11 protein-coding genes and 1 tRNA gene are annotated in these 16,841 nt (G+C 65.6%); 11 read left to right on the top strand and 1 reads right to left on the bottom strand.

Annotation, left to right across the window (positions count from 1 at the left end):
- Positions 1-86: 86 nt before the first annotated feature.
- The 4 genes from ABZU74_RS20690 to ABZU74_RS20675 all read left to right on the top strand — a co-directional run bounded on the left by ABZU74_RS20690 (position 87) and on the right by ABZU74_RS20675 (position 3,267).
- Positions 87-1,346 (top strand): MFS transporter, encoded by a 1,260-nt coding sequence (locus tag ABZU74_RS20690; protein ID WP_355426153.1) that lies wholly within the window; start codon positions 87-89, stop codon positions 1,344-1,346.
- Between the two features lie 125 nt (positions 1,347-1,471).
- On the top strand, positions 1,472-1,999 hold the full coding sequence (locus tag ABZU74_RS20685; protein WP_355426150.1) for a dihydrofolate reductase family protein: 528 nt from the start codon (positions 1,472-1,474) through the stop codon (positions 1,997-1,999).
- A 140-nt stretch (positions 2,000-2,139) separates the two neighbouring features.
- The gene (locus tag ABZU74_RS20680) at positions 2,140-2,403 is read left to right on the top strand and encodes a hypothetical protein (RefSeq protein WP_355426147.1); all 264 of its coding nucleotides are present in this window, start codon (positions 2,140-2,142) and stop codon (positions 2,401-2,403) included.
- 111 nt (positions 2,404-2,514) lie between these two features.
- The gene (locus ABZU74_RS20675) at positions 2,515-3,267 is read left to right on the top strand and encodes a DUF1028 domain-containing protein (RefSeq protein ID WP_355426144.1); all 753 of its coding nucleotides are present in this window, start codon (positions 2,515-2,517) and stop codon (positions 3,265-3,267) included.
- Positions 3,268-3,402: 135 nt separating this feature from the next.
- Here the strand turns inward: ABZU74_RS20675 and ABZU74_RS20670 are convergent, their stop codons facing one another.
- The gene (locus ABZU74_RS20670; protein ID WP_091402478.1) at positions 3,403-3,897 is read right to left on the bottom strand and encodes a YajQ family cyclic di-GMP-binding protein; all 495 of its coding nucleotides are present in this window, start codon (positions 3,895-3,897) and stop codon (positions 3,403-3,405) included.
- A 147-nt stretch (positions 3,898-4,044) separates the two neighbouring features.
- On the opposite strand from ABZU74_RS20670, the gene ABZU74_RS20665 reads away from it, so the two are divergent.
- From ABZU74_RS20665 to ABZU74_RS20635, 7 genes are all read left to right on the top strand, one after another.
- A tRNA-Tyr gene (locus ABZU74_RS20665) sits at positions 4,045-4,128 on the top strand.
- Positions 4,129-4,878: 750 nt separating this feature from the next.
- Positions 4,879-5,700, top strand: a complete 822-nt coding sequence (locus ABZU74_RS20660) for a hypothetical protein (RefSeq protein ID WP_355426141.1) — start codon at positions 4,879-4,881, stop codon at positions 5,698-5,700.
- On the top strand, positions 5,687-6,148 hold the full coding sequence (locus ABZU74_RS20655; RefSeq protein WP_355426138.1) for a type II toxin-antitoxin system VapC family toxin: 462 nt from the start codon (positions 5,687-5,689) through the stop codon (positions 6,146-6,148). The genes ABZU74_RS20660 and ABZU74_RS20655 overlap by 14 nt, the downstream gene beginning before the upstream one ends.
- Positions 6,149-6,824: 676 nt before the next feature.
- Complete coding sequence (locus tag ABZU74_RS20650; protein WP_355426135.1) at positions 6,825-9,836, top strand: DUF499 domain-containing protein; 3,012 nt, start codon at positions 6,825-6,827, stop codon at positions 9,834-9,836.
- Positions 9,833-10,246, top strand: coding sequence for a hypothetical protein (locus tag ABZU74_RS20645; RefSeq protein WP_355426133.1), 414 nt, complete (start codon positions 9,833-9,835; stop codon positions 10,244-10,246). Before ABZU74_RS20650 ends, ABZU74_RS20645 begins: the two co-directional genes overlap by 4 nt.
- Complete coding sequence (locus tag ABZU74_RS20640) at positions 10,243-13,179, top strand: DUF1156 domain-containing protein (RefSeq protein WP_355426130.1); 2,937 nt, start codon at positions 10,243-10,245, stop codon at positions 13,177-13,179. Before ABZU74_RS20645 ends, ABZU74_RS20640 begins: the two co-directional genes overlap by 4 nt.
- Positions 13,179-16,763, top strand: coding sequence for a helicase-related protein (locus ABZU74_RS20635; protein ID WP_355426127.1), 3,585 nt, complete (start codon positions 13,179-13,181; stop codon positions 16,761-16,763). The genes ABZU74_RS20640 and ABZU74_RS20635 overlap by 1 nt, the downstream gene beginning before the upstream one ends.
- The last annotated feature ends 78 nt before the right edge of the window (positions 16,764-16,841 follow it).

The following is a 16,841-nucleotide window of genomic DNA, read 5'->3' as shown; positions in this document are numbered from 1 at the left end:
AGTGCTGTATTTCCGTTGTCTACCCGCCCGGCGGTCGCGTTAGGGTCATAACGGCTCACGCTCATTACATCTTCGGGAGGTTCACGGTGACCGCGCTGCGTCAGTACCTGGGTGTCTGGCGGATCCCCGGCGCGCCCATGCTGCTGATAACCGGCATCATCGGGCGGCTCGGCATCGGCATGACCCCGCTGGCGCTGCTCCTGGTGGTCGAGCAGGTGACCGGGCGCTACTCGCTGGCCGCCATCGCCGGCGGCATCTACGCCCTCGCCGGCGCCGCGCTCAGCCCGGTGGCCGGACGAATCGCCGACCGGGTCGGGCCCAGCCCCGTCCTGCTGCTCACCGCCGTGGCCCACCCGCTGGCACTCATCGGGTTGCTGCTGGCCAGCCGCTCCGGCGACGACGCCCTCCCCGTCATCTACCTCGCCGCAGGCGTGGCCGGCGCCACCTACCCGCCGCTCACCGCCGCCATCCGAGGCGCCTGGAACGACCTGACCAGCCCCAACTCCGGCCGATACCCCCTCCGCAACACAGCGCTGGCCGCCGAGACCACGCTGTTCGAAATCGTCTTCGTGCTCGGCCCGCTGCTCGTCGCCGGCTTCGTCCTCGTCGCCGACGCCGCGGCCGCGCTGATCGGCGCCGCCGTGGTCACCCTGGTCGGCACGACCGCCGTGGCCCTCGGGCGGGTCATGCGCGGCTGGCGTCCGCACCCGCAGGAGCACCACGCCCGCGGGCTCGGCCCGCTGCGGGTCCCCGGCTTCCCGGCCCTGCTGATCTGCGTGGCCGGCCTGGGCATCGCGTTCGGGGCCGCCGGGGTGATCGTGCCGGCCTTCGCGAGCGACCACGCCACCGGCGACCCGGAGAGCCTCGCCGGGGTGCTGCTCGCCGTCTGGGGGGTCGGCAGCGCCATGGGTGGGCTCTGGTTCGGCGTCCGCAAGCCAGCACCGAACATGACCCGACAGTTCGCTTTCCTGCTCGCCGCGCTGGCCGCCACCTTCGCCGTCTTCGCGGTGATGCCCACCCCACTGGCGTTGGGTGTCGCGCTGGTCGCCGGCGGCGCCACCATCGCGCCCGCGCTGACCCTGGAGAACACCCTGGTCGGCCGGATCGCCCCGACCGGCATGTTGAACGAGGCGTACACCTGGGTGGTCACCGTCGCGGTCGCGTCGAGCGCCGCCGGTGGCTCGGTGGCCGGCGTGATCGTGGACCACGCCGGCGGCGTCCGGTGGGCGTTCCTGTTCGCCGGGGCGGCAGTCGCCATCGGGGCCGCGGTCGCCGCACTACCCGCCGGGCCCATCGCCCGGGCGGAAACCACAGCGGTACGTAGCGAACGGCCCGTCACCGTCTGACCCGCTGTCCTTCTTCCGGCGGCTCCCCGGGCTTGATCCACTCGGGTTCCTTGAAGTCGGGCTGTCCCTGCGCGGCGGATCCCCCGACAACAAGGAATCCGAGTTCCGCCGCCTACCCTGGGCTCATGGCCAAGGTTCTATATTCGGCGACGGCATCCCTCGACGGCTACATCGCCGGCCCCGGCGGCGACATGACCTGGCTGACCGACCACCTCGGCGGCGAAAATCCGACGGCGGAGCGGCTGCTGCACAGTGTCGGCGCGATCCTGGCCGGCAACGGCACCTTCGGTGGTGACGACCCGAACCGCGGCACCGACAGCGAAGGCGCATTCGGCGGCCAGTACGACGGGCCAATTTTCGTCCTCACCCACCGACCACCGGCCGAGCCGCCCGCCGACGTGACGTTCGTCGGTGACCTGCACACCGCCGTCGCCCAGGCCAAGGAGGCCGCCGGGGACAGGTACGTCAACATCCTCGGCGCGAATGTGGCCAAGCAGTGCATCGAGGCAGGGCTGCTCGACGAGATCCTCATGTTCTTCGCCCCGGTGCTGCTCGGCGACGGAGTGCGCATGTTCGACCACCCGGGCGGCGCCAAGGTGCGGTTGGTGCCACTGCCCGGCGAGACCGAGCACTGGTACAGCGTCGTCTACTGAGCCCGCCGTCGTCGGGCAGCGTCGGCGCCCGCCTGCCACCGTGGTGCGCTGGTGTACATCCGTGCACACAGTTGCCGCTGGAGCCTTGGTTGCGTGGCACCGAGTCGGTTTCAGGTCGTGCACCCCCGGAAGGCGCTGCCATGCCCGAGTCCGAGCCCAGGGAAGAGCGTGCGAAGAAGGCGTTGCGCGACGTCCATCGGGCCGCCACCCGGTATCAGGACGACAATCTGCACCAGGCAGGGATGGAAATCAGCCGCATGGCTCAGGAACTGGGGCACGGTCCAGGCCCGATCGAGGATCGGCGGCCCTGCCCGGTGTGCGAGGCAGAGCCGGAGGCGCTCTGCATCCACGTCCCGGGGCACGACATGGCCGACGGTGTGCATCCGGAGCGGATCAGGCAGTAGGACAGGGACCTCTTCCGCTGGCGAGCGGATCACGCGTCGTGCGGAGGTGCCGGCGACAGCAACCAGGCGGCCGTCGGGCATGCCGGGACCAGGTCCGGGTACCTCCCGGACGTGACCTTCTCGATCGCCGCACGGTGTCGGCGTACCGGCCAGCTGGGGGTGGGAGCCCTGACAGCCAGGCCCGCAGTCGGCAAGCTCGTCGCGCACGTCCAGTCGGGCGGCGGTGCGGTGGCGACCCAGGCCACCCCCAATCCGTTCCTGGCCTATCACGGTCTACCGCTGCTCGCGGAGGGCCGCTCGCCGCAGGACGTCCTGACCGAGCTGCTGGCCCAAGACCCGGGTCGGGAAGTGCGGCAGGTCGGCATGGTCGACCGCCACGGCCGCTCGCACGCCTTCACCGGCTCCCGCACAAAGGACTGGGCGGGGCACCGCACCGGGCCGGGTTACACGGTGCAGGGCAACCGCCTGGCAGGCCCGCAGACCCTCGCGGAGATCGTCCGCGTGTTCGAGGAGAGTGCGGAACTCGACCTGGCGGAGCGGCTCGTTCTGGCCATCGGGGCCGGCGAGGAGGCCGGCGGTGACCGGCACGGCGCACGGTCGGCGACAGTCGTGGTGATCGGCGATCAGCCGTACCCGCTCTGGGACGTGCGAGTCGACGACTCCGAGCATCCGGCGCGGGAACTGCACCGGCTGCACGGCGTCTTTCGGGAAGAGGTGCTGCCGACCATCCGAGGGATGCCGACCCGCGACGACCCCATGGGCGAAGCCGCCCGGCAGGCGCTCGGGGCGCAGATGGGGGGCAGGACACCAGCAAACGCTGTCGACCAGCAGGCAGCAACGACGGCAACCGGCGAAGCCCTGTGAGTACGCGTCGAATGCATCTCGGTTGGTGGCCAGAGAGCGGTTCCAGGTTCGCCTTGACTCAGCCGGGCCCCGCGCGTGCCTGACTGCGATGTCGGGTAGCCCGGCTGGTCGGCGGCGGCTTGGGCGGCGGTCGCCTTACCTGTAGTTGTTGAACTGGAGGGCGACGCCGAAGTCCTCACCCTTGAGCAGCGAGATCACCGCCTGGAGGTCGTCCCGCTTCTTGCCGGTGACCCGCAACTGGTCGCCCTGGATCTGCGCCTGCACGCCCTTGGGGCCCTCCTCGCGGATCTTCTTGCTGATGGCCTTGGCCTTGTCCGTCTCGATGCCCTGGATCACCTTGCAGTCGATCTTGAAGATCTTGCCCGACGGGCGCGGCTCCCCAGCGTCCAGCGACTTCAGCGAGATGTTCCGCTTGACGAGTTTCTCCTTGAACACGTCCAACGCGGCGCGGACACGCTCCTCGGTCTCCGCCTGAAGGCCGATCGCCTCCTCGCCAGACCAGGAGATCTCAGCGCCGGTGCCGCGGAAGTCGAACCGTGTAGCAAGCTCCTTCTCCGCCTGCCGAAGGGCGTTGTCGACCTCCTGACGGTCAACCTTGCTCACGATGTCGAACGACGGGTTCGCTGCCATGTTTCTGCTCCTGCTGTCCGGCGGTCTGGGCTTGCCGTCGGCCGCCGACCAGCGGCACGACCCCCTGACCGTACCCGGTTGCGTCGGTACCGGGGGGAGCCGCTATTCTTGCTTCCGCCGCCGCGTTGCGACGCGGTGGGGTGCCCTGGCGGGTTGCCCGAGCGGCCAATGGGAGCGGACTGTAAATCCGTCGCGAAAGCTTCAGAGGTTCGAATCCTCTACCCGCCACCAGGTGCAGACACGGCCCCTGACCAGCAGAGATGCTGATCGGGGGCCGTTGTCGTTTGTCTGGCCGAGTCTGGCTGAGTCCAGGCGTTGACGACTGGTTGTGGGCAGATGGTGGGCAGGTCGATCTTGCCCGCTGAGGGCTCCTCTGGGGGCTGTGAACGCCCGTGCCCCGGGAGTGCCGGCCCACCTCGATCGGACCTGGAGCACCGGCTGAGGCTGCCGCGGGGCTTACCTGGCCTCGGAGGTAGCCCGGGGGCAAGCCAGTCCTGGGGTTGGACTGGCGCGGCAGTCGGAAGCCCTGACCCTCGATCAGGTCGACCTGTTGGCTTCCGTGCCGCCTGGCCGTGGTCGTCGTGTGTCTGGATCAGTGGAGTTCGGGGCGGCGGTCCGGCGGTAGTCGGTGGCTCTCCGCCCCGGCGCCGGAGGCGGCCGGGGCGGCTTGCCGCCGGCCGGCTCTCCGCCCGCGTCGCGCGGAGCGCGGCGCCTTGATCCAAAACAGAAGAAATCGGCAGCAGCCTGGGGGCATTAGGTCGGAGCGAGACATCTCGCTTACGAACTCTGTACATCGCGTCCAGACACGTCCGGGAACGACTGCACGTCCGGGTGCCCGGCAATCTTGATCGTCCGTTTAGGCGGCGCACGGCTAACTGTGCTGGCACTTAGCGGCTTGGTGGACATCTAGACATTGATTGCCAGTAGTACCTTCGTCGTCATGGCCGCCCACCCTAAGCCCGCCTGTGGCACTCTGAGCGCATGACCAGCGAGCTGCGAGTGACGCTGCCAGGCCCGGAAGGGTCGGCCGACGCCCGTCGCGCGTTCACCGTCCTCACCAAATTTCTCAGCGTGCTCGGCTGCCTGGAAGACTCGGCGCTCAACAGGCGGGCCTCCCGCGCCGACGAACGGACGGCGTGGAGCCTGACCGACGTGGCGCTCGGCAGCTTGGTCACGACGCTTGCTCCAAACCGCCCCAAACGGGGAGCGACGACAATCATCCTCGACCAGGTCGCCGACATGGCCGTTCAGGGTTTCGCCGTCGCAGAAGAACAGGACGGCCTCCCCCCTGGTTGGGACCTTCGAGCGGCCAGCGCTGGAGCGGAGCTCGCGCAGCTGCTTGGTCTGCTCAGCGCAGACGGCATGAAGCTGGAGCTGCTTGAACAGGGCCGCATCGCCAGCGAGGTCACAGTTACCCGCCACGCCGCCGAGCATCTGCAGGCAGCGCTGCGTGTACGCCGTGAGTCGATTGGATCGTTGATCGGCCGCCTAGACGCGATCTCCGTACATCAGCGGCGGGAGGCCGGACTCTGGCTGGAACGGACCGGGCTGCGGGTCGCTGTCAACTTCTCCGCCCAGGACACCGAGCAGGTCAGCGCTGCTCTGGGGCAGCGAGTCGAGATCGTCGGCCGCATCACCCGAGATATTGACGGCAACGTGATGAGCATCAAGTTGCGGTCTATCCAGCCCCTGCCCGCCGGGCACGAGACTCCGCCTCTGACTGACCTGGTCGGGCTTGATCCTGACGTGACCGAAGGCCTCGATCCGGCGGACTACTTGAGGGAGATTCGTGGCGCGTCCTGACTACCCCTCATCGATTTACCTGGACTCGAACACCTTGATCCGGGCATTGCTAAACAAGTCTGGCGCCGAGCCGATTGCGGAGCTCCTTCGTTTAGCGCAAGCTGGGAAGATCCGAATCGTCATCTCCACCCTGTCGTACGTAGAGGTGCGGGGGTGGGGCAAGACCGACCCCTATCCATCTGACCTTGACGACCGATGTCTGGCCCTGCTGGACAGCCCCGCCATCGAGCGTGTCGAGTTCTTCCGCGAAGTCGCGGTACGCGCCCGCCGCTATGCATATACCTACCGGTTGAGCAACTATGACGCGGTCCATCTGGCCAGCGCCGTTGTCGCTAGCGTAGATGTGCTGATGACGGGCGACACTGACTTCCCACATGGTCGAAGCATCGACGGTGTCTGGGTGGACGAGCCGTATGCGCCAGGCGATCCCACGCTCTTCGGCCCCTGACACAGTCGCCAGTCCGCACAATGACCCGGTCAACGACCGACCGTTCATTGCCCGCCGGTCGAGCTGTGCCTGCCTACCCACCCGGGTCTGACAACTCGCTCACAAGCTCTGTCGTCAGCTCGGAGCAGCGTCCGTCTCTGCGCTCGCTGGCACACTAAGCCGTCCAGCGCGGTTGCTGTCGACAGCGTTCCCGCCGGCACCTCCGTCCGGACTGACCCCCGCCGAGGGGGCCGGATTTAGGTTGTCGGCCCATGCCGGTCGGTGCCATGGATTGCTGGTGGCCATCTGGCACCACGCCTCCTTGTACTGGGTCGTACCGGCCTGGATCGAGTGGCTTGCTGCCTCCTCGCTACCTCTTGCCTCGACCCGGTCGTGGGGGCGGTAGTCCTGATAGGGATTGCCGGCGACGCGGTTGCTGAGCGCCCCGCCGGGGCTCGGGGTGCCTCGCGGCTGCCTCTACGTCGTCCGGACGACAGCGGCGCTGACAGTGACGGTGACGACAGGGAACCCCTGCCGTCCGCCTTTGCGCCAAAGCCCTTCTGTCACCCAATGCGCCCGTGGTCAGCCTGGGTGTCCTCCGCCGAATGGCATACGATGCTGGCGTCGCAGATCGCCGTCAGGGGAGCGATCCATTGGAGCTGCGCCCACCCCGGCACACAACCAGGAGATCGCCGAGATGACATTACTGACAGCGATCAAGCCCCGACAGGACGTGCTCGCCGGTGAGCTCAGCGAGTCAGGTTTCGCAGCCGGGCTTGAAGATGTGATTACCGAAAGCGCAGCGGAGGCCTACGGCAACCCGGACGTCTTTTTCGCCCAGACGTATCCCAGCCATGGGCTTCGCACCCTACTGAACGAGGCCCTCGGTCGACTTCTCGGAACCCGTCCGGACGCGGCCAGCGTGCTCCGGCTGGAAACCAGCTTCGGCGGCGGCAAGACCCACAACCTCATCGCCTTGTATCACGCGGCCAAGGGCAGCCTCGGCAGCGACCTGGCGCGCTCGTTCATGGATCCCGCAGTCCTCGCGGCTCCTAGCGGCACGCCAGCGCCGACCGTTGCCGTGTTCGTCGGAACCAGCGCAGGCGCGACCACCTTCCCGACTGTTGATGGGATCAGCGCCGCCACCCCTTGGGGGTATCTCGCCCTGCAGATCGGCGGTGCAGCCGCATACAACATCGTCCGCAAGGACGATGAGGGGCTCAGCGCACCGGGCAGTGACCAACTCAAGCAGATATTTGCAGGCAAGCCCGTTCTCATTCTCATCGATGAAATCGCCCGCTATCTGGCTGCCGCGGGCGCGCGCACTGTCGGTGAGTCAACGCTCGCCAAGCAGGTGCTTTCATTCATGATGGCTCTGCTGGAAGCCGCCGACAGCAGCAAGCAGGTTGTCGTCGTAATCACTACCGCTGGCGAGACCGACGCTTTCGCTGCAGACACCGGAGTTCTGGCTGAGACTCTGAAGCAGTCGGCGAGCCTGCTTGCCCGCAAGGAGCTAGTGCTTCCGGCCAGCGGGGAGGCCGATCTGCCCAAGATCCTTTCGCGTCGGTTGTTTGAAACGGACCTGATTGGAGTGGCAGAAAGAAAGACGGTTGCCACACGGTACGCGCAAGCTGCCGCAGACGCTCACACCGCAGGTCTTGACCTGCCACTAGAGGTAGTCACCGGCGCTTATGCCCGCAGCGTCGAGGACAGCTACCCGTTCCACCCCGATTTGATTCGGGTCTTGGATAAGCGGCTATCGACCATACCCAACTTCCAGCGAACCCGTGGGGCGCTGCGGCTGCTAGCCCGGGCTGTGCGCGGTATCTGGACCGCAGGCAGGGAGCTGGACCTGATCCACTTGCACCACTTGGACCTGTCGGATCAAATTCTTGCCGAGGAATTGTCCAGTCGTATCGATCGACCGTTGTATGAACCGGTGATCCGCACTGACATCGCCCAGCAACCCGGCGGAGCGCCGAGTCACGCCGACGAGGTCGACGCTCGAATGGGCGCTCCTTACGGGCGAAGGCTCGCCACCGCTGCGTACCTGTTCAGCCTCACTCGCAACGTGCCTGGGGTCGCAGCCAGCGACCTGTACGCGTCTGTACTTACGCCGAGCGACGACCCCAACCTGCTCGTCAAGGCCCTCGACAACCTCGAAAACACCTGCTGGTACCTCCACGCCGATGTTCGGGGCTACCGATTTTCCACAGAGGCCAGTCTGGTCCGACTCGTGCAGGAAGCCGAGGAGAAGATTCTCGGCAGTAGAGTCCGCGAGCGCGCCACCAAGATTCTGTCTGAGCAGTACAAGGATTCCGCGCTCAAGGTTCGCCGGGCGTGGGAAGACGCAAAAGTGCCGGACAACAGCGAGGATGCCTACCTCGTCGCCTACCACTGGGACGATTTTGGTGAGGTCAAAGGCGTCGACCCAGCGGTGGACCCGGTGCCGCAGAAGGTGCTGGACACCTATGAAAAGGCCCCGAGCGGAGGCGTCCGCGAATACCGGAATCGGCTAATTTTCCTGGTGCCGAACCGGGACGGGCACGAGCCGATGCTGAAGGCCGTGCGACGACTGCTGGCCCTCGAACAGCTTCGATCCACCCCCGAGTTGCTGCAGAACCTCGGGGAGGACAAACGCGCTGACGTTGCTCGGCAGGCCTCCGAGGCTGGTCTACTAGCCCGTGTCGCGGTCTGCAACCACGTGAACGTGCTGTATGTGCCGAGCAAGGGGGGGCTGGAGACGGTCGTCCTTGACACCGTCACCTCCGGCAGCGTCCGCAGCAGCCAGACAGACGCGATCCTCGACCTGCTTGCCGCGATGGACAAGACCTTAGCCGCCGGAAGTAAGCCACTGGACCCGGCCTATGTTCGCAGCAAGCTTGGTGCGCAATTTGACACGCCCCAGGCCGCCAATGAACTCGTTCGGATCTTCGCTCGTCGCCCGGAGCTTCGGCTCGTGCTCGACCGGGCCCAGCTCGTCAATTTGATCGCCGCCGGTGTCCGAAACGGGGTGTGGGAATATCAAGCACCCGATGGGGGAGCGGCGGGCTGGTCCACTCAGACCCGGCCGGGCCCGGCGCCGCGCCTGGGTGAGGACACCCTGCTACACCCGCCCGGCTCGTTCAAGGACGAGGGGCCAGAGGCATGCCCGTTGTGTGGAAAGGTCCACACGGGAGGTTGCGGCAGTTCAGGTGGCGGTACCGGTACCGGTACCGGTACCAGTAGCGGTGGCACCGTCACCGTCACCCTCACCGACTTCACAGGGTCGGGTGCGGCAGGACCCGCAATGGTCGGCGCCCGTCAATCGGCGGTAGACGCCGGCCGCACAAGGGCCGGCCGCTTGCAGGTCAGCGTTAGTCATCTCGGCGTTGGCGCCGACAAGGAACTGCAGCGCTTGCTTACCGTCGCGCAGGCAGCCAACATCGGCGTCAGCAGTACCTACACCGTCAGTGCCCGTGTACAGCTCGACGATCCCGAGCATGAAATCAGCGTTCAGTTCAGCGGGCCCGCGGCCGACTACGCCCCGCTGCGGGAGGCGCTGCGCGCCATACTGCGCCGACCGGCCGACCTCAAGGCCGTTATCAACGTCACGTGGTCGGATCCCGCCGAACTGCAAGGCGAGGCCTTCGCTGCGGTCGTCAATGCCGCACAAACCACCGGCCCTACCAAGTGCGAGGTGCGCATCACTGCTGAGGGTTCGTCATGACCCGAAGCGAAACCTATCGCTGTACGGTCGAACGCGACGACGAGGGTCGCGTTACCGCGCTTAACGTCCACGCCACCGACCTCGAAGGCGCGGAGAGGTCTGTTCGGGTGAACGGATATCGCGCGCTGCACGTGGCAGGCGGGCTACACAACATTCTGCGGGACGCTCGCCTACGCGGCCAAGACTGGACAAGCGGACAGCCCCTCTCCGTCGAGTCGCGGCTCGGGGTTCATGCCGAGTTGCTCCTGCGGGCGGTTAAGCCGCTCCAGCGAATAGACCGCATCACCACGGTCGCCGCCGGTGTCGCCGCGATGAGTCACGAGGAAGCGGCCTACTGGCACGCCCAAGTGACCCGGCGCAACGGGTTGCGCGCCCTTCGCCTCCTTCTTGCGGAAAGCAGCAAACGATGACCGTGCCGAGCCTCATCGACCAATGGTTTCCCGCGCAGAAGATCGGCGCTGAAAGCCTTCGCGAACGCGGCAGCGCCACGGCCCTTCCGCCGGTGAACGTCGTTCATGTCTGGTGGGCCCGCCGGCCTCTGTCGGCCAGCCGGGCAGCCGTGCTCGGGTCCGTGCTCCCAGCATGGCCAACGAAAAGCGAAGCCGCCGCCGATGAGGACGCCCGCAGGGTGCGTGACGGTCTCATCGCCGAATTCTCCGATGAGACCGCTTACCACCAATGGTTCCTCGAAGTAGTCGGGATCCCCAAGGGCAAGGATCCAGTTCGGGCACGAGCAGCTATCGCCTCAGCGAACGTGAACGGCATCAAGCTGAAGGGCAATGGTTACGGTTACGACCGGGCATTCACCCGTTCACCCCAGCCGGACGAGATCGCGCGCATCCGCCGGCTTTACGCCCTGCGCGCCGACAGCGCAACGGATAAGGCGCCGACAGTACTGGACCCATTTGCGGGCGGCGGCAGCATCCCGTTCGAAGCGATGCGGCTCGGCTGCAACACAATCGCCAACGAGCTAAATCCGGTCGCCTCGGCGATCCTGCAGGGCACCCTCGGTGTTGTTCACGATTTTGGTCCCGACCTCGCTGGCGACATCCGTCAGTGGGGAATGGTTTGGTCCGTCGCAGTTCGAAGCCGACTGGACGAATTTTTCCCGCGCGCCGCCAATCATGCCATCGCCGGTTACATTTGGGCGTTCACCGTTCCGTGTCCTACCACTGGCCGGCCAACGCCATTAGCCCCCAACTTGTGGCTCGCTCGACCGGCCACCGCCGACAAGCACGTCGCTGTCCGCCTCGACGTCGACCAGGACGCCGGCACCATTGTGCCGGTCATCGTCGAGGGGGCCATGGCGGCGCACTATGGAGAGCGCGCCACTTACAAAAACGGGGTCGGGGAGAGCGTATGGTCCCGCGACACGACCTTCAATGGCGAATACATCGAAAAGCGGGCTAAGGCTGAACAAGGTGGTTATATGCTGCTCGCCGTCTGTTATGAGGAGGCCGGCAGCAAGGGGCGTCGCTTTCGCGCACCGACCGAGGCCGACGTAGCGGCAGCAGCAGCGGCGGAAAAGGAACTTGCCCGCCTCCGTCCTGGGTGGGAGATCGACGGGCTTGTGTGCGACGAACCTATCGAGCCCGGGCACAAGACGGATGAACCGCTACGAATGGGTATTCAGCGTTGGTCGGATATGTTTTTGCCGCGCCAACTGCTGGCCAATTTGGTCATCCTTGAGGAACTCGTGCGGTTGCAGCCGCGAATGCTTCAGGAACTCGGTGATGCCCGAGGCCGGGCGGTCGCCCTCCAGCTGGCATACGCCCTCGACCGATGCTTGAACTACAACTCACGTCTTTGTGGCTGGCATCCTACCCGATCGATGATCGGCAACACTTTCGACAGGCACGACTTCGCCTTCAAGTGGACCTGCGGCGAGTTTGACGCTGCTCGCGTTTTGATTCCCTGGGTTGTCGAGAAGGCTGCGAGTATCCACCGGCAACTCAGCAAGCTGGTTCACGGTGTGCAGCCAACTACCACGAATGAAGAGGTTCTCGGCCGTCCTGAGGTGCTACGCGGGAGCGCGACATCGGTAAACCTGGCCGCTGGGACAGTCGATGTTGTAGTGACGGATCCGCCGTACTACAACAACGTGATGTACGCAGAACTCAGCGACTTTTTCTATGTCTGGCTCAAGCGTTCCCTCCCATTGGTGTGGCCCCAGTTTTGCGACCTACCCATCACTGACAAGCAGGCCGAGGCGGTCGCGAACCCGTCCCTGTTCAAAGCCGTCGCCACGCACAGCGGCCGAGGCAAGAGGGCGGCCGGCACCAAGACTGCAGACGAGCTCGCGGATACCCACTATGAGGACCTGTTGACCCGGGCGTTCCGTGAGGCACACCGTGTTCTGCGCCCAACTGGTGTGTTGAACGTGATGTTCACCCACAAGCGGGTCGATGCTTGGGACACCCTTGGCGCGGCGCTGCTCAATGCTGGCTTCGCGATCGCATCTTCATGGCCCGTAGCCACAGAAGCAGAGTCTCTCAACCAGGCGAAGAAGAACTCGGCGCAATCAACAATTCTGCTCAACTGTCACAAGCGGGGCGACACCACACCGGCGTACTGGAACGACATTCGTCGGGAGGTTGAGCAGGCGGCCGTCGAGGCGGTCCAACGATTCTCCGGCCATGGTCTGCGCGGCATCGACCTCACCTTGGCGACGTATGGCCCGGTCCTCGCCGTCTTGTCTCGCAACTGGCCGGTCTATACGGGACAGCTCGATCCGGACGGCGCTCCAGAGGTGCTCCGCCCCGACGTGGCTCTCGACTTGGCGCGGGAGAAGGTCGCCGCGTTGAAGAAGCGTGGTCTGCTCGGCGGCAAGGACGTGGACTTTGACCGGATCACGGACTGGTGGTTGCTGGCGTGGTCAGACTTCCAAGCCGCCGAGTTCCCGGCGCCGGAAGCCCTCAAGCTTTCCTTAGCGACGCATCTCGACCTAGATACTGTCGCCAAGACCCACAAATTGATAAGAACCAGCTCTGGAAAGGCAACACTGCTCACTCCGGCACAACGGCGCACCGCAAAGCGCCTCGATGTCGATGCCACCAGCTACGATACACTTATCGACTCGCTGCACGCTCTTATGCTCGTTTACGAAGAGGACGGAACCCGGGCCGCACAAGCCTGGCTGAGCCGCCACAACCTGGGACATGACGCTCGCTTTGCCGCGCTCGTTAGGGCCGCTCTTTATGCAGTGCCGCGGCGGAAGCAGAATGGCGTATTCGTGCGGCCCGAGGCACGCGTCCTCGACTCGTTGCGGTCGGCCTTCTTTGACGATGTGCCGTTACCGGCGGACCCGGACGAGGCCACTGCCGCAGCACCGACGTTGTTCTGATGCCACCCGCTATCACGTCTCCCCTGGACGAGGCACATCCGCTTCCGAACCTACGCGGGCTTGATCTCCCGGCCGGTTACGACAGTGGCGACGATGCCCTGAATACCTTCTACGTTCCAGCGCTTCGGCGGGCCACCAGTTACGCCCGCTCCGTCGGTTACTTCCGCTCTTCATCGCTGTCCGTCGCCGCCCGCGGTCTGTCCCGGTTCCTCAACCGAGGTGGCACGGTTCGGCTGCTTTGCGGCGCCGCGATCACCGAAGAGGACCGGCAGGCGCTGCAGGGTAAGGTCAGCCTGGATGGCGCCTTCGCTGAGCGGCTCGCGGCGGGTCTAGTCACCAGCAACGAGGTGGACCGTCGCCGTCTGGAGATCCTCGCCTGGTTGATCCGTCACCAGCGCTTAGAGGTTCGCGTGGCAATCGCCGTGGACGAGGGCGGCGATCCGATCACAACCGACGGACAACTTGGTTACTTTCACGAAAAAGTCGGCGTGCTGCGTGACGGCAACGGTGACGCGGTGGCCTTTCAAGGTTCAGTCAACGAAACCGCCACCGCTTGGACGAGGAACTTTGAGTCATTCAGCGTCTACCGCAGTTGGGATGGCACCGCCGATCACTTCACGTTCTGGTCTAGCCGCTTCGAGCAGCGCTGGAGCGGACACGTTCCCGGCTTCCGGGTTTACCCTCTGCCTGAGGCCGCTACGAAGGCACTGCTCGAACAAGCCCCCGCAAACATGCCCGGCGAGCGGGATGTTGAAGAGCCACCTCCGGTCGGCGATGACGCGACCGTTGCCCGGTACCTGCAGATCGCCCCTCGCCTGCCCTGGGCAGGAGACCTTGCGGAGGCCACCAGCGGTGTTCGACTGTTCCCACACCAGCGGCAGAACGTCGCCCGGCTTGCAGGTATGTACCCACGTTCATGGCTCATTGCGGACGAGGTTGGCCTCGGGAAGACCATTAGCGCCGGAATGAGCCTGCGCCAGCTCGTGCTGAGCGGTGAGGTCGCCAAGGGGTTGGTCCTGGCCCCAGCGAACGTGTGCCGGCAGTGGCAGGACGAGCTTTTCGAGAAGTTCGCGCTGTGGGTGCCGCGACTCGATCAAGGCAAAATCCACGGGGCACACCCCGACGACATCCGTCCAGCAGGAGCCAACCCTTACGCAGCGCATCCATTGCTGCTGGTTTCCAGCCACTTGGCCCGCCGCCCCGACCAGCAGCGCCTTTTGCTGGCAGCCGCCCCATACGACCTACTCGTTGTGGACGAGGCGCACCACGCGCGGAGACAACACGGCGCCGAGGACCGTTACCGCCCGAGCCGACTCCTCGAACTACTCGACGTCGTCCGTCGGCAGGGTGCGGCACGGGCGATTTGGCTGCTCACTGCCACACCACTGCAGACCAGCGCTGTAGAGATGGTCGACCTGCTTAGGCAGACCGGGCTGGCCGGGCCACTCACCGACGAGGGTGCCTTCGTCCGGTTCTACGCCGAGCTTGCCAAGACCGATGACCGCGCGACCGCCTGGGCCTGGCTTGCCGAGCAGGTGCGACGCACACCAGCTCTGCCTCGCACGGGCGCTGAGGACGAACTCGCCGCCGACATTGCACGCCGAATCGGTGTCGTCAGGGCAGAGATGGTGATCCGCTTCGGTCGGGACGGCGCCGACGTTAAGCAACGGATAGCTGAGCTCGGCCCAGACGGGTGCCAGGCGTTACGTGACTGGCTACGAGCCCTCAGTCCCGTCCGGCAGTACGTCGCCCGACACAGCCGCTCGACCCTCAAGGCATACCGACAGCGAGGTCTGATCAGTGAAAACCTCGCCGAGCGGGACGTGCGCCCATACGTCGTCGACTTCGACACCGAGGAACAGCAGCTCTACGACGACCTTGAACGGCTCATCGACAGGCTGCTGGAAGCCCACGGCAAACGCCGTGGCGCTGGGTTCGTCCTAACCGTCTACCGGCGCCGCCTCACCAGCAGTTGGGCAGCGATTCAGAAGACCCTACTCCGGCGGCTCGTGAGCGAAGAAACCTTCCTCGAACAAGGGCTGCTAGACGAGGCCGACGAAGAAGGTCTGGACACCGACGACGCCGGCCAGATCAAGGACAGCGAGGCGGTGCCGCTCACCAAGCAGGACCTGCGGGAGATGCGCAGTTACGCCGAGCGGATTGGCCAGATTCCCGACCGCAAGTTCGAGGCACTCGAACAGCACCTCGATCAGGCGCGGGGTGCTGGGCACAGCGCGATCGTCTTCACGCAATTCACCGACACGCTAGATGCACTGCGGGACCGACTACACCACCGTTACCGCAGCCAGTTGGCCACCTTCACAGGCGACGGCGGACGTATCTTTCGGGAAAACGAAGGCTGGCTCGACATCAGTAAGCGCGACCTTGTCGAAGGCATCAAGGCACACGCCGTCACCGTGCTGCTTGCTACGGACGCCGCCAGCGAAGGCTTGAACCTGCAAACCTGCAGCTACCTCATCAATTACGACATGCCCTGGAACCCCATGCGCGTCGAGCAGCGCATTGGCCGTATCGACCGACTCGGTCAGGCCCGTAATACCATTGTCGTCCGCAACTTCTTCATCGCCGGCACAGTCGAGGAAGAGGTGTACCGCGCCTTGGCCTCCCGCATCGACATGTTCAGCGGCATCGTTGGCGGACTGCAACCCATTCTCGGCGCCGTGGAGGGCGCCTTTCGCGGCGTCTTCAGAGCACCAACTAGCGAACGTGCCCAGGCCCGTCGGCAGGGAGTCGAGAACCTCGTGGACCTCATCGACTCTAATCCCGGCAGCGACCTGCCACTTGAGGTTGACGACGACCCACTCCCGATCCCGGCCGTCGAGCCGAGCCCCGTCACGCTCACCGACTTACGCGAAGTGGTTATCGAGCGCTTCGGTGCAGTCCTAGATGAGCCAGAGCGACCGATAACCACTGATCCGAGTCGGGCTAGCCGTGACCCAGCCTCGTGGGTGGCCCTCGCCACCTACGGCCACCCACGACTCGACACCGCCCTCGATCAAATCGCCAGCGGTTGGGTCGATGGGTCGCTGGTCCTGCTCAACCAAGCCCAACGTGAGCCAACAATCGCTGTCCGCGCAGACACAGTGCCTCCGCGACCAGCCCGTCGGCTCATCGACATCGAGGAGCTCGGACCCTCTGTCAGTCGCGTCGAAGCTGAATCGATGGCCAATGACCTGCTCGAACGCGCTCAGTTCGCGCGCCGAGATCGCTACAACGACATTGAACAACGCAACCGAGATGACGCCCTCTATAAGCTGCGCAAGCGATACATCGAACTCGTCGCTCGGATCATGGCCGACGCCGTGGCTGCGGCCCGCGGAGCCGGCACAACGACCGAGCCGGCCCTCCTGTGGCTCGACCTCAAGGACGAGTCCGGAATGATCAGGTACCTGGACGCACTGCGGGAGGCGCTACAGCTAAACAAGGGACCTCTGATCGGCACGCCCACCGAGGACGGAACGCGTGTCCTTACCGATGTCGAGTGGGCCAGAGCCAAGCACATGTACGGCGACCAAGTGCGCGCACTTGCCACCGAAATAAAGACGGCGGCCAACCGCATCTGAGCAGTCAAGACGATCTCTCGGGCCGCCTCCCCCCGTCTGCCGTCGACCCGGCCGACTGCCGGCCCACCACGTCACCCG

The organism is Micromonospora sp. NPDC005171 (assembly GCF_040608575.1).
In the GTDB taxonomy this organism is placed as follows: Bacteria; Actinomycetota; Actinomycetes; order Mycobacteriales; family Micromonosporaceae; genus Micromonospora.
Note: the sequence above shows the minus strand (reverse complement) of the source record. Positions and strands in the feature narration are given on the sequence as shown.